Here is an 18,280-nt window from a genome sequence, read left to right as displayed (position 1 = left end):
CACCCGCCAACGGGCCAATGAATCTGTCACCCTGGGAGCATGACTAGGGAGACGATTACCTTGACCCAGAAGGAGCAGCACCGTGTGCATCTCCTCACCCAGGTTCAGCAGGGCACCCTGCAGGCTGTCGCAGCCGCACAAGTTCTTGACAAGAACAACCCTCCCGTCTAGTATGGCTCCTAAGTCTTGCGGCACGGTGTTGGACTCGGCCGCCGTGCCGCACGCGAGGGAGTGCGCCTAGGGTTCCGCGGTCCTACTCGGCCCGGTCTGGTCCAAGCGGCGCAGACGGCAAAACGCCGTTACACCTTCAGGATAGAAGCCTGAGGGATAGGTTCCTCACCGGTACCTATCGCTTGGGCTTTGTTGTATCCATGTAGCGCGCGATGAGGGGAAGCAGTAGGCGGTTTCGCGGAGAAGAGCGAGCCGGACCTGGTGTGAGCCGGTCTTCGTACCCGCCGAATCTCGTCCCTGAGCCGCGGATCTGAAATGGAGTAGGATCCGCCGTCCGCCCACGATACGGGACAGAGGGCCCCCCGGCGATGCGCCGGCGGGGAACTAAGGTGGTACCGCGGGAGCATCCGCCCTTAGGATGTCTCCCGCGCTGTGTTTTCATCCCGGACGAGAGGGATGGGACGCCGGATCGGCAGGACTGGGGAGGGGATGGCATGGCGCGGCAGGCAACGGTTCCATTGAAGCCACGGGCGGTACCGCTGAAACCCCGAGCGACACCGCGTGCCGGACGGGTAAACGGGGCGCAGGCGCTGGTTGAGACCCTTCGCCGCGAAGGGGTACAGATTATCTTCGGCGTACCGGGCGGCGCCTCGCTTCCGATCTACGACGCGCTCTACGATGCGGGCCCGCTGCGGCACATCCTGGTCCGCCATGAACAGGTAGCCGTCCACGCCGCGGTCGGCTACGCCAGGGCGTCGGGTCGCGTGGGAGTCTGCACCGCGACCTCGGGACCCGGAGCCACGAACCTGGTTACCGGCATCGCCGACGCCATCATGGACTCGGTGCCGATCGTGGCGATCACGGGACAGGTTCCCCGAGAGGTTATCGGCAATGATGCGTTTCAAGAGGCGGACGTAACCGGCATCACCATGCCGATCACCAAGTTCAACTCGCTCGTGATGAGCGCCGCCGAGATCCCCCAGGCCGTCCACCAGGCGTTCTACCTGGCGAGGACCGGGCGGCCGGGTCCGGTGCTCGTGGACATCCCCCGGGACGTAGCACAGGAGATGTGCGTGCCGGAGTTCACCGACGAGGTGACGATTCCCGGCTACAGGCCCGTCCTGGACGGCGCTCCTAATCAGATCGCGGCAGCGGTGAAGGCGCTGGCAGAGGCCGAGCGTCCGGTCATCTACGCCGGAGGCGGGGTCATCGGTTCCAACGCAGGCCCTGAACTGACGGCGCTGGTGGACGGCACCGGGATCCCGGTGGTGCTGACGTTGATGGGCAAGGGTGCGCTGGATGAACTTCACCCGCGGTGCCTGGGGATGCTGGGCATGCACGGCAGCGCCTACGCGAACTGGGCGGTCAACGGCGCGGACGTGCTCCTGGTGGTGGGCGCCCGGTTCGACGACCGGGTCACCGGCAGGGTCAAGGACTTCGCGCCCCGCGCGCGGATCATCCATGTGGACGTTGACCCGGCGGAGATCGGCAAGAACAAGCCGGCTCACATCCCCATCGTGGGCGATGCGAAGCGGGTGCTGGCCGTGATGGCGGCACAGGCCCGGGCTCCCAAGATCGAATCCTGGTGGAAGCAGATCACGGAATGGCGCGAGCGCCACCCGTTTCGGTACCACCAGAACGACCACCGGATCAGCGCCCAGTACGTGTGCGATCAACTCAACAAGGTTACTGGCGGCCGCGCGGTTGCGGTCACCGACGTCGGGCAGCACCAGATGTGGATGGCGCAGTGGTACCGCCCGCGCGCGCCGAGGCACTTCATCACCTCGGGCGGCCTGGGCGTGATGGGCTTCGGCTTCCCGGCGGCGATGGGCGCGAAGTTTGCCTGCCCCGATGAGACGGTGGTGGCCGTTGTGGGCGACGGCGGCTTCCAGATGACCCTGCAGGATTTGGCGACCGCGGTCGAGCACGGAGTGAGCCTGCCGATAATCGTGCTCAACAACGGGGCGCTGGGAATGGTGAGGCAGTGGCAGTCCATGTTCTACGGGGGGCGCTTCTCGTCTTCCCTGCTGCGCAACCCGGACTTCGCCCGGGTGGCAGAGGCCTTCGGCGCGCGCGGGATTCGGGTCGAGCGTCCCGAGCAGGTTGAGGGAGCCCTACGCGCTGCCCTCGAGACCGAGGGCGTTCCGTGCGTGGTAGACGTGATCTGCGACCCGGACGAGAACGTCCTGCCGATGATACCTCCCGGGCAGTCGGTTGCGGAGATGATCCTCGATGAGTGAGCCTCACTCCGCAACGATCTCCGTACTGGTCAGGAACGCGCCCGGCGTGCTGGTGCGCGTCGCAGGCCTGATCCGGAGGCGTGGGATCAACATCCACAGCCTGTCGGTCGGGCCCACCGAGGACCCCTCGACCTCACGCATGACGATCGTGGTTGACACGGCTCCCGAACGCACGGAGTTGTTTGCCAAGCAACTGCGCAAGCTGGTCGAGGTGCTGCGCGCGACCGCCATTGACGGCACGCCCTCAGTGGACCGGGAGCTGGCGTTGATAAAGGTCAATGTCACCTCGGGCACCCGCATGGAGATCATGGAGATCGCCAGCGTGTTCCGGGCCAACATCGTTGACCTGACGGACCGGACCATGACCATTGAGGTCACCGGCCGCACCGAGAAGGTGGATGCGATGCTGACGCTTCTGACCAGGCACGGCATCCGTGAGATGGCCCGCACCGGTCAGGTTACGCTCGTGAGGGGCCCACAGAATACCTGATGTATTCGGACCGCGCGACAGCCGCGGTCCGGGGTACCGGGGAGGGAGAAGAGCGATGGCCACAGTGTACACCGAACGCGACGGCGACCTCCGGCCGCTTGAGGGCAAGACGGTGGCGGTCCTGGGTTACGGCAGCCAGGGCCACGCGCAGGCCCAGAACCTGCGCGACTCCGGGGTCGGGGTGGTCGTGGGGTTGCGTTCGGGAAGCCCCTCGTGGGAGGGGGCCAGCTCCGACGGTTTCACCGTGAGGCCCACCGCCGAGGCGGCAGCGGAGGGCGACGTGGTGCAGGTGTTGATCCCGGATGAACTGCAGTCCGCCGCCTACCGGGAGGCGATTGCACCTGCACTTCGGCCGGGGAAGGCCCTGGCCTTCTCTCACGGGTTCAACATCCACTTCGGGCAGATCGTTCCGCCGGCCGATGTGGATGTCTTCATGATCGCTCCCAAGAGCCCGGGGCACCTGCTGCGGCGCGTCTTCACCGAAGGGCGCGGAGTACCGGCGCTGCTGGCCATCCACCAGGATGCCACCGGCGGTGCCAAGGCGCTGGCGCTGGCCTACGCCGCCGGGATCGGTAGCCTGCGGGCCGGTGTGGTGGAAACCACCTTCAAGGAGGAGACAGAGACCGATCTGTTCGGCGAGCAGGCCGTGCTCTGCGGAGGGGTGACCTCGCTGGTCGCGGCCGGCTACGAGATCCTGGTCGACGCCGGGTACCAGCCCGAGATCGCCTACTTCGAGTGCCTGCACGAGCTCAAGCTCATAGTGGACCTCATGTACGAGGGTGGGATGGGGCGGATGCGCCACTCGGTCAGCAACACGGCCGAGTTTGGCGACTACACGCGCGGCCCTCGTGTGATCTCCGAGGCGGTGCGCGCCGAGATGCGGAAGATCCTAGCGGAGGTTCAATCCGGCGCGTTTGCCCGGGAGTGGATTTTGGAGAACCAGGCAGGCAGGCCGCTGTTCACGGCCCTGGCCCGTCAGGGGAGGGAGCACCCGATCGAGGATGTGGGGAGACGGCTGCGGGCGATGATGTCCTGGCTCGCGCCGGGAGGTTCCTGATGGACGACGTTGTTCGCATCTTCGACACCACGCTGCGTGACGGCGAGCAGTCGCCGGGCTTCTCCATGACGCCGGCCGAGAAGCTGGAGCTGGCCCGGCAGTTGGAGGCACTGCGCGTAGACGTCATCGAGGCAGGATTCCCGGTGGCGTCGCCCGGCGACTCGGACGCCGTTCGAACCGTGGCCGGGGAGGTGCGTGGCTGCACCGTCGCCGCTTTGGCCCGCGCCAATCCTCGGGACGTGGAAGCGGCGGTTGAGGCGCTGCGCCGGGCGGCCAGGCCGCGGGTTCACGTCTTCATCGCCACCTCGCCCATCCACATGGCGCACAAGTTGCGGCTGACGCCCGACGAGGTCGTCGAGGCCGCCACAGGTGCGGTGCGGCTGGCGCGGCGCTTCACCGACGACGTCGAGTTTTCGGCCGAGGATGCCAGCCGCTCCGAGGTCGATTTTCTGTGCCGTGTCTTCGACGCGGTCATCCGGGCCGGGGCCACGGTGATCAACGTTCCGGACACCGTCGGGTACACCACCCCCCACGAGTACGCCGCGCTGATCAAGGCGCTGCGGGAGCAGGTGGCGAACAGCGACCGCGTCACCTGGAGTGTTCACTGTCACGACGACCTGGGTCTGGCGGTTGCCAACTCGCTGGCCGCGGTGGCCGCGGGCGCCCGGCAGGTCGAGTGCACGATCAACGGAATCGGCGAGCGCGCGGGCAACGCCGCCCTGGAGGAGATCGTCATGGCGCTGCGCACCCGGCGCGACGCCTACGGCGCCCACACCTGCATTGACACCACCCGGTTGTACCGCACGAGCCGCCTGCTGACCGCCGTCACCGGCGTGGCGGTGCAACCCAACAAGGCCGTCGTGGGAGAGAACGCCTTTGCCCACGAGGCAGGCATCCACCAGCACGGCGTGCTGGTCAACCGGACGACATACGAGATCATGCGCCCCGAGGACGTCGGGCTGCCGAAGAACCGGTTGGTGTTGGGCAAGCACTCGGGCCGTCATGCCTTCCGCAAGGCGCTGGAGGATCAGGGGGTGCGGCTCGACGAGCCCACCCTGGGTCGCACGTTCGCGCGCTTCAAGGATCTGGCCGACAGGAAGAAGCAGGTGGCAATCGAGGACATCCTTGCCCTGGTTGACGAAGAGGTCCGCGCCGCGCCGGCTCGTTACACCCTGCAGTCGTTTCACGTGATCACGGGAACCGGCGTGCCGCCGGCCGCCACGGTAACGCTCAACAGCGACGGCGGCTCCACGACCGCGTCGGCCTCGGGCGATGGTCCTGTAGACGCACTGTGCGCCGCGGTGGCAGCCATGACCGGGTTGCAGGCGCAGCTTGTGGGCTACGGAATCCGGGCCGTGACCGGGGGTACGGACGCGCTGGGAGAAGTGACCGCGCGCGTTCGGGAAGGCGAGACTATGGTAGTGGGCCGGGCAAGCAGCACCGACGTGCTGGAGGGAAGCGTGCGGGCATACCTGGATGCCGTGAACCGGCTTCTGGCGGCCCGCGACGCGGCGCGTGCAGGTGATCCGGCATGGGCATGACCCTTACCGAGAAGATCCTGGCAGCCCATGCAGGGGTGGAGCGCGTCCGTCCCGGAGACCTGATAGATGCCCGCGTGGACTTCTGCTTCGCCAACGACATCACCGGGCCGCTGGCGTTCCGCGAGTTCGAGCGCATCGGCCTGCCCGCGGTCTTCGATAGGGAGCGGGTGGCGCTCGTCCCCGATCACTACGCGCCCAGCAAGGACATCGCTTCTGCCGAGCAGTGCAAGACCATGCGCGAGTTCGCGCACAAGTACGACATCGCCCACTACTACGAGGTCGGCCGCGCGGGCGTCGGACACGTGATGCTGGCCGAGATGGGGCTAGTGCTGCCGGGCGAGGTCTTCGTCGGAGCCGACTCGCACACTTGCACGCACGGCGCGCTAGGTGCTTTCTCGACCGGGGTGGGTTCGTCGGATCTGGCGGCGGTCATGGCCACCGGCCGGCTCTGGTTCCGGGTGCCGGAGACACTGCGGTTCGTGTTCCGTGGCCGGCCCGCGCCGTGGGTAACCGGCAAGGACCTGGTGCTGCACGTCATCGGCGACATCGGCGTGGACGGCGCGCGCTACTGCGCCATGGAGTTCGCCGGTGAGGCCCTCGGGCACCTAACCATGGGCGAGCGGTTCAGCATCACCAACATGGCCATCGAGGCAGGTGCGAAGAACGGTATCATGGAGCCGGACGCGGCCGTCCTCGATTGGGTTGCCCCGCGCGCGCGGCGGCCGTTTGCGCCCGTTTTCGCCGACTCCGACGCAGAGTACGCCGCGGTGCGCGAGTACGACACCAGCCAGATGGAGCCCGTGGTAGCGGTCCCGTCGTCGCCCGGGATAGTGGTGCCGGTGGGCTTTGCCGCCGGCGTGCCGGTGGATCAGTGCTTCATCGGCACCTGCACCAACGGCCGGATCGAGGATCTGCGCGTGGCGGCCCGGATTCTGGCAGGGCGCGTAGTGCATCCCCGGACCCGGCTGCTGGTAATCCCGGCGACGCCGGCCATCTACCGCCAGGCGATGGAGGAGGGTCTGATTCGGGTCTTTCTGGACGCCGGCGCGGTGGTCGGCGCGCCCACCTGCGGCCCGTGCCTCGGCGGTCACATGGGCGTGTTGGCCTCGGGCGAGGTGTGCGTCAGCACCTCGTCGCGCAACTTCGTCGGCCGCATGGGACACCGGGACAGCAGGGTCTATCTCTCGGGCCCGGCGGTGGCCGCGGCCACCGCGGTGATGGGCCGGTTGGCACATCCGGACGAGGTGCTCTCATGATCTTTTGCGGCACGGCATGGAAGGTCGGCGACCACGTGGACACCGACGCAATAATCCCGGCGCGCCATCTTGTGACCACCGATCCCGAGGTGCTGGCCCGGTACTGCTTCGAAGACCTGGACCCCACCCTGGCGGCGAGGATCCGGCCCGGCGACATCCTGGTCGCCGGGGAGAACTTCGGCCAGGGCTCTTCGCGCGAGCACGCGCCGATCGCGATCAAGGCGGCAGGGATAGCCTGCGTCGTTGCCCGGTCGTACGCGCGCATCTTCTACCGCAATGCCTTCAACATCGGCCTGCCGCTGCTGGAGTGCCCGGACCTGCACGCCGCGACCGAGAGCGGGGACCGTCTCAGCGTGGATAACGCGACCGGGCGGATCGTCAACGAGACGCGCGGCACCACACACACCGCGGCGCCCCTGCCGGAGTTCATGCGGCAGTTGATCGCCGCGGGCGGCATCATCGAGTACGTGCGCCGGCAGGTGTCGGGCCGAAAGGTAGGCACGTGAACCGCGTCACCGTCTACGATACCACGCTGCGCGACGGTGCCCAGGCCGCGGGCGTGGCGTTTTCGGTTGAGGACAAGCTTCGCATCGCGCGCCGATTGGACGACCTCGGGTTCGATTATGTGGAGGGCGGCTGGCCCGGTAGCAACCCCAAGGACATGGCCTTCTTCGAGCGGGCCCGCGCGCTGACGTGGCGGCACGCCAGAATCGCGGCGTTCGGCAGCACGCGCCGCCCCTCTGCGCGCGCGCAGGACGACCCCAACCTCCAGATCCTGATCGAGGCGGGAACCCCTGCGGTGACCATATTCGGGAAATCCTGGGATCTGCACGTCCGTTCCGGGCTGCGCACATCGCTTGAAGAGAACCTGGCAATGATCGGCGAGTCCGTGGCCCACCTGCGCGCCGCGGGCCGAGAGGTGATCTATGACGCCGAGCACTTCTTCGACGGCCTGAAGGCCGACCGCCACTACGCTGTGGCCACGCTCCGGGCGGCGCAGGCGGCCGGCGCCGACTGCCTGGTACTCTGCGACACGAACGGCGGCAGCCTGCCGGCGGAGATCCAGGAGGGCGTACGGCTGGTGCTACGCGAGATCGGCGGCCCCGTCGGCATCCACGCACACAACGACGCCGAGCTGGCGGTGGCCAACACCCTGGCCGCAGTGGGGGCCGGATGCGTCCACGTGCAGGGCACGATCAACGGCTACGGCGAGCGCAGCGGCAACGCAAACCTGTGTTCCGTGGTTCCGGGCCTGCGCCTCAAGATGGGTCTGCGTGCGCTGGCTCCAGAGGCGCTGGCGCGCTTCACCGAGACGAGCCGGCTGGTCGCCGAACTGGCGAACATGGCTCCCAACGACTACCAGCCCTACGTTGGAGCGAACGCGTTTGCGCACAAGGGCGGCGTGCACGCCAGCGCGGTGATGATTGACCCGGTGATGTACGAGCACGTTGCGCCGGAGGTGGTCGGCAACGGGCGGCGCGTGGTGGTCAGCGACCTCTCCGGACGCGCCACGCTGCTCCACAAGGCCGGCGAGATCGGTCTTCGCCTCGACCGGTCACGACCCGAGGTGCAGGCGGCGCTCGACGACCTCAAGCGGCTCGAGCAGGAAGGGTACCAGTTCGAGGGTGCCGAGGCCTCGTTCGAACTGCTGCTACGCCGCGCGGTGATGGGCCACGAGCCGGGGTTCGAGATCAAGGCGTTCCACATCGCGGTGGATCACGCCGCCGCCGAGTGCACTTCGCGGGCAATCGTCCGCGTCTCGGTGCACGGCCAGGAGGCCGGCTCTTCCGCCGAGGGCAACGGGCCGGTCCACGCGCTGGACCGTGCGCTCCGTGTGGCGCTGGAGCGGTTCCACCCGGAGCTTGCGCGCGTGCGGCTGGTGGACTACAAGGTTCGGGTTCTGGACGCCGATGCGGCCGCCGCGGCGCGCGTGCGCGTGCTGATCACCTCCACCGACGGCCACCGGCACTGGGGAACCGTGGGCGTGTCCGAGAACGTTGTCCTGGCCAGCGCCATCGCCCTGGCCAGCAGCCTTGAATACGCGCTGCTGGTCGCCTCGCCCCGCCCGGCAGGGATCTAGGGAGATGGGGGAGCAGGTGCGGGCGCGCATCGCAGTCCTACCCGGTGACGGGGTAGGCCCCGAGGTCACCGCGGAGGCGGTGAAGGTTCTGCGCGCCGTCGCGGCAGCGCGAGGGCATGTTCTCTCCTTTGAGGAAGCCCCTTTCGGCGCGGCCGCGCTGAGTGGGGGTCATCCGCCCCTTCCGGCCGCCACGCTCGACGCGTGCCGCCGCGCGGACGCGGTCCTGCTGGGCGCGGTGGGCGGCCCGGAGTGGGACGGTCTGCCGCCCGACCGGCGGCCTGAAGCAGGGTTGCTTGCCCTGCGCCGGGAGCTGCGGCTGTACGCCAACCTGCGCCCGGTGCGCGCATTTGGCGGGGTTGCCGCCGCGTCGCCGCTCCGGCCCGAGGCGCTGGAGGGAACCGACTTCCTTATAGTCCGGGAGTTGACCGGCGGGCTCTACTTCGGCGAGCCCCGCGGCCGGACTACCACGAACGGACAACGGACAGCGGTAGACACGCTCATCTACTCCGAGGAGGAGATTAGCCGCGTCGCCCGGGTGGCGTTCGAGGCCGCCGGGTTGCGTCGCGGCCGCGTCACCTCGGTGGACAAGGCCAATGTGCTGCACTCCTCACAGCTCTGGCGCGAGGTGGTAGACGAGGTTGCCCTGGACTACCCTGATGTGACGCTTGACCACATGCTTGTGGACAGCGCCGCCATGCAGATGGTGCGGAGGCCGTCGGCGTTCGACGTGCTCGTGATGGAGAACATGTTTGGTGACATCCTGAGTGACCTGGGTGCGGGGTTGGTTGGATCGCTCGGCCTCCTGCCCTCGGCCAGCCTGGGCGCTGAAGGACCATCGCTCTACGAGCCGGTGCACGGCACCGCGCCGGACATCGCAGGGCGCGGGCTTGCCAACCCCTCCGGCGCCATCCTGAGCGCGGCCCTGCTGCTCCGATACGCGCTGGGCCTGGCCGAGGAGGCTGCCCTTGTCGAGACGGCCGTGGAACGCGCTCTGGCCAGCGGAGCCAGGACGGCCGACTTGGCCGGCGGCGGCCCTGCTCTTTCCACGGCCGGCTTTGGCGATCGCGTGATCGCCCTGCTGAGCTGAGGGTGCTCCTCGTCGCCTTGCGCCGGCAGGTTGCGGGAACACCCCTCGCGAACGGTTCGGCATCCGGCACCCCGGGAGGCTACCGTGCGGAACCGGCTGGGAATGGTTTCCATGTTTCTTGTCCTCAGCGGCGTGCTCGCCGGCTGCCAGGCGCCGCGGCCCTCGGGGACCGACCGGCCGCAGGCAACGCAGAGCGCGGCACGGTTGCCTGAGGGCGCAAGAACTGAAGAGATCGTGCACGCCGACCTGACCGGCGACGGGCGCGACGAGATGATCGCCGCCATCACTTTCCCGGCCCAGGATGATAAACCGGCCGTGGCCGTGGCCGTAGTATCTGCCATGGGCAAGGGCGGGCGCTACACGCAGGTACTGCGGCGCAACATGGGAGGCGGGTGGCTGCCCATCCAGATCGGACGCCCGGCCGAAGAGGCGCCGCTGGCCGCGGTCTTTGCCACTCGGGCGGGTTCGGGGGGATTTCTTGACTACATAGTGGTGCAGCAGCGTTCAGGAGGACTGCGCATCACCCTGGAGCAGGATGGTCTGTTCGGTGGTGGGGTCAGGTTCGTGCCCGAAGGGCTGCTGGAGTCGCGCGGCGATACCGACCGGCTGTACCGGTGGGGCGCGGCCGGTTGGGAGGCAGAGGACCTCGGCAGCCAGTATCTGCCGCCCATGCCTGCCGGGACCGTGGTCATCTCGTATACGGTGGATCCCGTGCGCGGGCCGCGTGCCGAGGGGCCGCGCACGATCCGGGCCCGCGTGGGGCAGCACCTTTTCCTCAGGCGCCTCGATCGAGGGGAGCCCTCACGGATCCAGTTCTCGGGCGGCGCAGATTCTACCTCGATACAGCCGGACGGACTGATCGCGCTCCGGCAGGCCGACCAGATACAAATCCACATCGAAGGCCCGGCCTACAGTGGCCGAACGCTAACGCTCTTGCTGCGGATTGATCGGTAGGCAGCGTGCGCGGAGGCGTATGCGGGTCAGGCGCGTTGACACACACTGGGGGCAAGCATAGAATGGTTTTCGGCGGGAGTGCAATTCCCTCGCGGGGGCGTGGTGTAGCCTGGTTTAACACACCTGCCTGTCACGCAGGAGACCGCGGGTTCAAATCCCGTCGCTCCCGCCACCTCATTTCCCCCTCAGATAGATGCTGCGTGTAATCACTGCCGGGGCATCGGGGCCGATCGGCAGGGCGCTGGTCCGTGCCCTGCGCGAACAGGGGGCAGAGGTCCGCCGGCTCGTGCGGCGTCCCCAGGCAGGATTCGGCGAGGTGACTTGGGATCCGGATGCCGGCACGCTGGATCCGCGGGCCTTCGACGGCGCAGACGCCGTGGTGAACCTTGCCGGTCGGAGCATCGCCGCCCTTCGGTGGACCCCGGCGGTGCGAAGAGAGATCCTCGGCAGCCGCGTCCGATCCACGCGCTTGATAGTAGACACTATCCTCAGTGCTTCAGCCGTTCCCCCTGTGTTGGTCTCGGCCTCTGCGATCGGATACTACGGGGACCGGGGCGATGAGGTGCTGGACGAGTCGTCCCCACCCGGCATTGGTTTCCTGGCCGACGTCGCTCGGGCCTGGGAGGATGAGGCACGGCGCGCTTCATCGGCCGGGACGCGCGTTGTGAGCACCCGGTTCGGGATCGTGCTGGCCCGTGACGGGGGCGTGGTACGGACGACGTTGCCGCTCTTCCGTGCGGGGCTCGGTGGCCCGTTGGGAAGCGGACGGCAGTGGTGGAGCTGGATTCACGTGGATGACGTCGCGGCCGCTCTACTGGCAGCGGTACGGATCACTGCGCTGGAAGGGCCGGTGAACGTCGCCTCACCCGTGCCAGTTACTAATCAGGTGTTTACCCGTACGCTGGCGGCCGCGCTGGGGCGCCCGGCAGTCATGCGCGTGCCGGCGTGGGCGCTACGCTTGGTGAGTGGCGCGGTGGCCGATGAGATGATGCTGGCCAGCCAGAGGGCAACTCCCGCCAAACTACAGGCGCACGGGTTCCAGTTCCGGTGGCCCGAACTGGAACCGGCACTGCGCGATCTCGTTACCTAATCTCACCGTCCCCGCACTTCGCGCACGGTCGCCTCGGCCAGCTCCGCGGCCAGGGACAGCGCGAACTGAACGGCGTTCAGGTCGCGCACCGCGCGTACCTCCAGCGGCTTGGCCTCTTCGGGCGCGGCCGTTGCCAGCGCGCGGACCGCATTCAGCAGCGGCGTGTCATGCTGCTCGAGCGCCGCGTCGTGGTCAAAGCGGCCGCTCTGGGTGTGATCCGCGGGAATCAGCGCGCGCCCTAGCGCCATCAGGCAGTTGTTCAGTGCGCGCACCGCCGGTTTCCGTGGTGTGGCGCGCAGCCCACGGGCAAGCCGACCGAGGGCCTCGGTGGCCTTTACTAGGTGCTGCGCCTCGGCAATCGCCGGCCGGAGATCCACCCGCCGGCCTGCACCTTGCCTGAGGGCCCGCAGCTTCTTCAGCCAGGCGCGTGCCGTGGCCTGGTAGTCCAGCGGCAGGACCGGCTCTGTGCAGAAGGCGTGGACGATTCCGAGATAGATCCTGCAGTCACGCTCAAGAGCATCCGGGTCGATCTTGTCGGGCAGGTCCTCGGTGGTGTGCCACCACCAGCCCAGTCCTCCTGTGGCGCCCCCGGTGCGGATGTTGAAGTCTCGGCTGGCATTGGCCGAGTCCGCGGGCTGTTCGGACAGGCTCATGAGCAGCGAGGGGATGCCCACGCCGAGGAACGACTGATCCCCGGCACGGCCGACGCGGCCTCCTTCGAACCGTCCGCCGGTGACCTCGCCGATGACACGGTCGGCCACCCCGCTGGTTTCGGGCATCGCGTAGGCGTGAGGGTTGATGACCGCGCCCCGGCCGCCGACAGAGTCCACGTTGACGTGTGCGACGCACCGCGCGTCCAGTTCTTGCCAGTGATGGTCGGCATACCACGTGGATCCCGAGTAGCGGCCGTGCGAGTGCCCGGACCAGAACGCCAGGCGCACTCCCCGGTAGCGCCGCGTGCCTGCCAGCACCCGGGCGACCTCGATCATAGTGGCATTCGCCGTGCCGTTGTCCATCGCGCCGCGGTGCCAGGAATCCAGGTGCCCGGCCAGCAGCACGAACGTATCCTCGACCTCGCCGGGCAGGTCGGCGGTCAGTAGCGGGATCTTGCGCCAGCAGGTGTCCACTTTGGCGGTAATGTGCGCGCGCAGATCTCCGGCCGCAACGGCCTTGCGCAGGATATCTCCCTCGGGTTGTGCCACCGAGACCACCGGCACGCCAGGCAGTTTGCGCACCCCTTCTGGAGTGGGGCTGCCCCAGACCGGGGAGACGATCATCTCGTGGACCAGAGGGTCGCGGTTGAGGAAGATCAGCCCGACGGCGCCGGCCGTCTCCGCGGCGTGCACGCGGTCAGGGGTGGCCAGCCCGTCCACCACCGCGATCTTACCTGCCGGATGGGCCGCGGCCATCTCGGCGGATCGCCCGCTGCCCGCATACACCGCCAGGGCCTCGACGCCCTCAGGCCCTGTGCCTGCCGCGAAGGAGTGCGTGATGCAGGCCACGGGCGCGCCCGGGCCGCGGGAGGGGATGATCAGGAGCGAGGCCTTACCAGGCAGGCTGATAAGGGAATCGTGCAGGATCAGGCGCGTGGAGCACCCGGCTGCGCGTAGCCGACGCCGTACGTAGTTGAAGGATTCCAGCTCCTCCGGCGTCCCGGACAGCCGGACCCATCCGGCCAGGGCCTCGACATCGGCCATCAACCTCTTGGCGCTCACCTGATCGTAGGGAGCTGTCCCCCTGCCCGTGCGTGCCATCGCGCGCCTCCTCAACCCAGCATCCACCGTCCGCCGTCCACGCTCAGCGTCTGTCCTGTCACGTATCCTGCTTCCTCCGAGGCGAAGAAGAGCACGGCGTGCGCGATCTCCTCCGGCCTGCCCAGGCGCTTGATCGCCAGGGCGTTGAAGAACGCCTGCTGCCCTTCTGCGCCCAGCGCCTCCCACTGGCGCTGGGAGGATGGGTTCGAGAGCACGAACCCCGGCGCCACCGAGTTTGCGGTGATACCGAACTGTCCCAGCTCGCGGGCGATCTGCCGGGTGAATCCGATCAGGCCGGCCTTGGCGCTGGCGTAGGCCTGGATTCCGGTCTGGCTGTAGCTCCGGCCGGCGCCGGAGGAGATGGTGACGATGCGCCCCCATCCCCGCGCCTTCATCCCCGGGACCACCTCGCGCACCAGGAGGAACGCGGCCTCCAAGTTGACGGCGACGATCGCGCGCCAGTCGTCTTCTGAAACCTCTTCCACCGGTTGCGCCACCTGCCCGAGCACGCCTCCGGCGGAGTGCACCAGTATGTCTGTACCGCCGTCTTGCGCGGTGATCTCGGCCGCGAGAGCGCTCACCGCGTCCGGCCGGCTGACATCAACGACCCGGCCACCCGCAACGCTACCCGCATCGCCACCCGCATCGCGACACCGGCGCACGGCTTCCTCGAGCGGCTCCTCCAGGACGTCGCAGACCCAAACCTTGGCCCCATCCCGCACCAGCGCTTCGGCGATCGCCGCGCCTATGCCGTGCGCCGCCCCGCTTACCACGGCGACCTTGCCCGCAAGCCCGCCGCTACGCATGGACGCCCTCCGATCCGTAGGCCCGCGCGTTGACCGCTGCCAGGGCCGCGATGTTATCCCACGACATCTGGCGCGCGCCGGATTCGATCTCAAGGATCATCCCGCCCAACGCCTCCACAAGCGGGATCGGCAGGCCGTGCCGGAGCGCGCGGGCGCGCATCTCGCTCACCATTGATTCCACCTCGGTCTTGCGTTTGCGGACCGCCAGGTCGCGCCAGATGCCGCTCTTCGCCTTCAACGACTTCCGGTTGAACGCAACCAGGGCATCGAGGCTGGCCCCCACCCTGCCGGCATCACGCCTTGGCGGAAAGACAAAGGCGGGAGGGTCGAATCCGTCGAAGCCTTCCGGCCGGACGCCTTCGGCAGCGGCCACGGCCAGGACCTCGGCGGCCACGTTGGCCAGGACCGGCCGCGCGGTGGGATCGGCCAGCACATCGGCTATCGGCGCGTCCACGAGCGCCGTGGTCTTCAGCATCGCCGCGTAGGCGTGCTTGCCCCACAGATAACCCCAGATGTTGGCTGTGGCCTGTGTGTTTGGCATGAAGTCAAGCAGGATCTTGACCAATCGCCCCAGGCGGTCGCTCTCGGAGCCGTCGAGCTCACCGACGTAGAGGGCGCCCGAACCGCCGTAGAGGATGCGGCCCGGCTCTAAGTAGTCGGCGCCGAAGTTGACGAAGGCCCCAATCGTCCTTTCGCGCCCGACGATCGCAGCGATCCGTTCCTCGTTGAAGCCGTTCTGCATCGAGACGACCACACCGTTGGGCGCCAGGTGGGGGGCCAGCTGCGCCGTGGCCAGGTCGGTGTGCATGGTCTTCACAGCCAGGAACACCATTCCCAGCGGGCCTTGGATCTCTTGGGGAGTAAGGGCCGGCGCCCGCACGGTGAACGTCTCGCCGCTGCCCTCGATGGTCAGTCCTCGCTCGTTGATCGCGCACACGTGCTCTTCGACCGCGTCCACGAACGTGACCCCGTGGCCGGCGCGGACCAAGTAGGCGCCGATCGTTCCCCCGATCGCGCCGGCCCCAACGATGGTGATGTGATCAGACGACATTTCCGCGACCTCCTTCCAGAATCGGCGTTGACCCGGCTCCGGCCGGTTGCTAGACTACAAGGCGCGGGTGCCGGGGTAGCTCAGGTGGTAGAGCGGCGGCCTGAAGAGCCGCGCGTCGGCAGTTCAACTCTGTCCCCCGGCACCAGATCTGACAACCCCGCGGCCGGTCCCCGAATATCCTTGATCTTCATAGATCATCAGAGGTCCTCCCTGGGCAGCAGCACGCGATCACCGACAACATCCCACAGGCCGCGGTATGTCATCCGGACGTACGGCAGCGAGTCAAACCCGAAGAACAGCAGACTGTAGGCCAGGTCGTGGTGGGCATAACCGCGCGCGCGCAGCAGGGCGGTGAGCGCATCCAGATCAGCGGCCACCTCTCCCATGGGGCGCCGTGACATCATCCCTCCCAGCGGGAGCGGCAGCTCGAAGACCACGGTTCCGCCTTCTGCCAGGACCACGCCGCCGCCCAGGTCCAGGGCGCGCGACGCGGCCACGGCCATGTCCGAGGGGTCGCGGCCCAGCACGTACATCCCCGCGCCGCTGGTATAGGTGCTCGCCAGGCCACCGATGCTCTCCGCAAACCCGGACAGCAGGACGCGGCACCGCCACCGTCCTGCGCGATCCAACAGGACCATGCGAAGCACGCCCTCGGGCAGCTCCTTCCCGATCGCGATGTCGCGGCGGCGAGTGATGACCGTGTTCTCAAAGTGCATGGCCGGAACCGGCGACGGCAGCCCGTCCAGGGAGAAGAGTGATGCGTCGGGCCGCCAATCCCCGGGGGTGTACGGCCGCAACCATCGGTCCCACGGCATCGCCGGGAGATCCGCCACCAGACGGCCGTCCTGCGCCACCAGCTTCCCGGCCGCAACAACGGACTGCGGCATGGGGCGGTCGAGGTCTTCGAGCACGACGATGTCGGCGCGGCGACCCGGCGCCAGGCCTCCCATCTCCTCGTCCAGGGCGAAGTATGTCGCAGGGTTGATGGTTACCATCTGGTAGGCGGCCACGGGGTCTACGCCAAGGCGCAGGGTTACATCCAGCAGGTGGTCCATGTATCCCTTCCCGTGGACGAAGGCGGCGTTGGGGCCATCGGGCGTCAGCATGATCCGGCCGGAGAAGGCGCGGCTGCCGGTGATCACCGGCGCCAGCGCCGGCAGGTCCGGGCGCAGCGATCCGTGGCGCAGCATGACGTAGAGCCCTGCGCGCAGCCGCGCCATGGCCTGCTCGGCGGTGATTGCTTCATGGTCGGACGAAAACCCCGCGGCGACCAGCACCTGCATCCGGTCGGCAGAGACGCCCGGCGCATGTCCTTCGACTCGGCGCCCTGCGGCGACCCCGCGCGCGATCCGCTCCAACAACCCTGCCTCACCCGCGTACACCTGCGTCCACCGGGTGATCTCGCCCAAGGTGCGGACGTCATCGAGCGCCAGCAGCGCCTCCAGCCGCTCTTCGCTGAGGGTTGTGGGGTCGTGCGGGCTGTGCGCCTGGCCGTGCAGCCGGAGGAACCAGAAATACCGGAGGGGAAGCGCACCCAGCGCGGCCAGCGCAGAGAGGGTCACCTCCGGCGCGGTCAGGTTCAGCAGCATCAGGGTGTCGGCCACGATGGCCGTTGTGCCCCGGGGGAGCACAACGCGCGCCAGTTCATCCGGGGTGTACATTGCCTGGGGATGCCCGTGCGGGTCAATGTACCCCGGCGCAACCAACCTGCCGTGGGCCTCTATCACGATCGTGGACGGTCCGGCCGCGACAGGGCGCTCGCCCACATAGGCGATGCGTCCGGCGGCCACCGCCACCGTGCCCGGCAGGACTTCACCCGAGTAGACGTTGAGCACGCGGCCTCCGGTAACGAGAAGGTCCGGGGGCGCTTCTCCGCGGGCTACCGCCATCAGCGCCCGGGTTTCGTCCAGAGTCCGGTAGGTGCGCCTCACGGCGCACATTGTAGCACGAGAGAAGGAATGGGGACGCCAGGGCTGAAACGCATCGGTGGACGCCGCGGGCACCTCGAATGCGGACACTGCGAACGGAGGTGAAGGGCCGTGGAGATTCGCTACTACGGGCACGCGATGTTTGGCCTGACCGCCGGGGGCACCACAATCGTCATTGACCCGTTCAACGACGACGTCGGTTATCCCAGGCCGGACGTGGAGCCCGACGCCGTCGTGACCAGTCACGAGCACTCCGACCACAACAGCGTTGATCAGGTCCGGGGTCGCCCCAGGGTACTCCGCGGCCTGGCCGATGAGGGTAAGACCTGGGCCGCGCTCGATGCGCGCGTCGGGCCGATGCACATTACCGGGGTGCCCACCTACCACGATACCGAGCAGGGACGCGCGCGCGGAAAGAACGCGGTCGCAGTCATTGAGGTAGAGGGTCTGCGCATGGCGCACTTGGGTGACCTGGGCCACGTGCTGACACCCGAGCAGGTGAGCGCGATCGGCCCGGTGGACGTCCTGATGGTCCCGGTCGGCGGGCACTTCACGATCGGTCCTGCCGAGGCCGACCAGGTCATCTCCCAACTGAAGCCGCGGGTGGTGATCCCGATGCACTACAAAACCGCGGTCAACGAATCGTGGCCTATCCGTAGACTCGATGATTTCCTCCAGGGCAAGGTGGATGTGAAGCGCTTGGGCGCGACGGTGACCATCACGCGCGCAGCGTTTCCCAGAGAGCAGGAGGTCTGGGTACTCGCATAACCCTGCC

15 protein-coding genes and 2 tRNA genes are annotated in these 18,280 nt (G+C 68.2%); 13 read left to right on the top strand and 4 right to left on the bottom strand.

The annotated features are described in order from the left end of the window. Positions 1–665 precede the first annotated feature (665 nt). From ilvB to RDU83_04445, 11 genes are all read left to right on the top strand, one after another. The gene (gene ilvB, locus RDU83_04495; GenBank protein ID MDQ7840271.1) at positions 666–2,411 is read left to right on the top strand and encodes a biosynthetic-type acetolactate synthase large subunit; all 1,746 of its coding nucleotides are present in this window, start codon (positions 666–668) and stop codon (positions 2,409–2,411) included. Beyond that, a complete protein-coding gene (ilvN, locus tag RDU83_04490) occupies positions 2,404–2,901 on the top strand; it encodes an acetolactate synthase small subunit (protein ID MDQ7840270.1) in 498 nt (165 codons plus the stop codon). The genes ilvB and ilvN overlap by 8 nt, the downstream gene beginning before the upstream one ends. A 55-nt stretch (positions 2,902–2,956) precedes the next feature. After that, positions 2,957–3,958 carry a ketol-acid reductoisomerase gene (gene ilvC / locus RDU83_04485; protein ID MDQ7840269.1) on the top strand — a complete coding sequence of 334 codons (1,002 nt, stop codon included), beginning with the start codon at positions 2,957–2,959 and terminating at the stop codon, positions 3,956–3,958. Continuing rightward, positions 3,958–5,499: a 2-isopropylmalate synthase gene (locus RDU83_04480; protein MDQ7840268.1), complete on the top strand. Its 1,542-nt coding sequence runs from the start codon at positions 3,958–3,960 to the stop codon at positions 5,497–5,499. The genes ilvC and RDU83_04480 overlap by 1 nt, the downstream gene beginning before the upstream one ends. Beyond that, on the top strand, positions 5,490–6,755 hold the full coding sequence (locus tag RDU83_04475) for a 3-isopropylmalate dehydratase large subunit (GenBank protein ID MDQ7840267.1): 1,266 nt from the start codon (positions 5,490–5,492) through the stop codon (positions 6,753–6,755). Before RDU83_04480 ends, RDU83_04475 begins: the two co-directional genes overlap by 10 nt. Continuing rightward, a complete protein-coding gene (locus RDU83_04470) occupies positions 6,752–7,261 on the top strand; it encodes a 3-isopropylmalate dehydratase small subunit (GenBank protein ID MDQ7840266.1) in 510 nt (169 codons plus the stop codon). The genes RDU83_04475 and RDU83_04470 overlap by 4 nt, the downstream gene beginning before the upstream one ends. Continuing rightward, the gene (gene cimA / locus RDU83_04465) at positions 7,258–8,835 is read left to right on the top strand and encodes a citramalate synthase (GenBank protein ID MDQ7840265.1); all 1,578 of its coding nucleotides are present in this window, start codon (positions 7,258–7,260) and stop codon (positions 8,833–8,835) included. The genes RDU83_04470 and cimA overlap by 4 nt, the downstream gene beginning before the upstream one ends. A gap of 16 nt (positions 8,836–8,851) precedes the next feature. Further along, positions 8,852–9,922 carry a 3-isopropylmalate dehydrogenase gene (gene leuB, locus RDU83_04460; GenBank protein MDQ7840264.1) on the top strand — a complete coding sequence of 357 codons (1,071 nt, stop codon included), beginning with the start codon at positions 8,852–8,854 and terminating at the stop codon, positions 9,920–9,922. 84 nt (positions 9,923–10,006) lie between these two features. Continuing rightward, complete coding sequence (locus RDU83_04455; protein ID MDQ7840263.1) at positions 10,007–10,876, top strand: hypothetical protein; 870 nt, start codon at positions 10,007–10,009, stop codon at positions 10,874–10,876. 93 nt (positions 10,877–10,969) lie between these two features. Continuing rightward, positions 10,970–11,048 (top strand) — tRNA-Asp (locus tag RDU83_04450). Between the two features lie 21 nt (positions 11,049–11,069). Further along, entirely contained in the window at positions 11,070–11,966 is an 897-nt protein-coding gene (locus RDU83_04445) for a TIGR01777 family oxidoreductase (protein MDQ7840262.1), read from the top strand. A gap of 2 nt (positions 11,967–11,968) precedes the next feature. Here RDU83_04445 and RDU83_04440 read toward each other — a convergent pair whose 3' ends face one another. The 3 genes from RDU83_04440 to RDU83_04430 are packed head-to-tail and all read right to left on the bottom strand — an operon-like array spanning position 11,969 to position 15,577. Then, positions 11,969–13,720 carry a M28 family peptidase gene (locus RDU83_04440; GenBank protein ID MDQ7840261.1) on the bottom strand — a complete coding sequence of 584 codons (1,752 nt, stop codon included), beginning with the start codon at positions 13,718–13,720 and terminating at the stop codon, positions 11,969–11,971. An 11-nt stretch (positions 13,721–13,731) separates the two neighbouring features. Then, positions 13,732–14,526: an SDR family NAD(P)-dependent oxidoreductase gene (locus RDU83_04435; GenBank protein MDQ7840260.1), complete on the bottom strand. Its 795-nt coding sequence runs from the start codon at positions 14,524–14,526 to the stop codon at positions 13,732–13,734. Next, positions 14,519–15,577, bottom strand: coding sequence for a 2-dehydropantoate 2-reductase (locus RDU83_04430; GenBank protein MDQ7840259.1), 1,059 nt, complete (start codon positions 15,575–15,577; stop codon positions 14,519–14,521). Before RDU83_04430 ends, RDU83_04435 begins: the two co-directional genes overlap by 8 nt. A 69-nt stretch (positions 15,578–15,646) precedes the next feature. On the opposite strand from RDU83_04430, the gene RDU83_04425 reads away from it, so the two are divergent. Then, positions 15,647–15,722, top strand: a tRNA-Phe gene (locus RDU83_04425). A 52-nt stretch (positions 15,723–15,774) separates the two neighbouring features. Here the strand turns inward: RDU83_04425 and RDU83_04420 are convergent. Further along, positions 15,775–17,508 carry an adenine deaminase C-terminal domain-containing protein gene (locus RDU83_04420; GenBank protein ID MDQ7840258.1) on the bottom strand — a complete coding sequence of 578 codons (1,734 nt, stop codon included), beginning with the start codon at positions 17,506–17,508 and terminating at the stop codon, positions 15,775–15,777. Positions 17,509–17,616: 108 nt separating this feature from the next. Between RDU83_04420 and RDU83_04415 the strand changes: the two genes are divergently transcribed. Next, positions 17,617–18,273 (top strand): MBL fold metallo-hydrolase, encoded by a 657-nt coding sequence (locus tag RDU83_04415; GenBank protein MDQ7840257.1) that lies wholly within the window; start codon positions 17,617–17,619, stop codon positions 18,271–18,273. Positions 18,274–18,280 lie beyond the last annotated feature (7 nt).

This window comes from bacterium, assembly GCA_031082185.1.
Lineage (GTDB): Bacteria > Sysuimicrobiota > Sysuimicrobiia > Sysuimicrobiales > Humicultoraceae > VGFA01.
The sequence above is the reverse complement of the archived record's forward strand: the minus strand, read 5'-3'. Positions and strand labels throughout refer to the sequence as shown.

Coding starts and splice junctions, on each gene's coding strand:
- ilvN (MDQ7840270.1), top strand. CDS start 2,404: ATGAGTGAGCCTCACTCCGCAACGATCTCCGTACTGGTCAGGAACGCG.
- RDU83_04475 (MDQ7840267.1), top strand. CDS start 5,490: ATGGGCATGACCCTTACCGAGAAGATCCTGGCAGCCCATGCAGGGGTG.
- RDU83_04430 (MDQ7840259.1), bottom strand. CDS start 15,577: ATGTCGTCTGATCACATCACCATCGTTGGGGCCGGCGCGATCGGGGGA.
- RDU83_04440 (MDQ7840261.1), bottom strand. CDS start 13,720: ATGGCACGCACGGGCAGGGGGACAGCTCCCTACGATCAGGTGAGCGCC.
- RDU83_04435 (MDQ7840260.1), bottom strand. CDS start 14,526: ATGCGTAGCGGCGGGCTTGCGGGCAAGGTCGCCGTGGTAAGCGGGGCG.
- RDU83_04470 (MDQ7840266.1), top strand. CDS start 6,752: ATGATCTTTTGCGGCACGGCATGGAAGGTCGGCGACCACGTGGACACC.
- RDU83_04445 (MDQ7840262.1), top strand. CDS start 11,070: ATGCTGCGTGTAATCACTGCCGGGGCATCGGGGCCGATCGGCAGGGCG.
- ilvC (MDQ7840269.1), top strand. CDS start 2,957: ATGGCCACAGTGTACACCGAACGCGACGGCGACCTCCGGCCGCTTGAG.
- ilvB (MDQ7840271.1), top strand. CDS start 666: ATGGCGCGGCAGGCAACGGTTCCATTGAAGCCACGGGCGGTACCGCTG.
- RDU83_04480 (MDQ7840268.1), top strand. CDS start 3,958: ATGGACGACGTTGTTCGCATCTTCGACACCACGCTGCGTGACGGCGAG.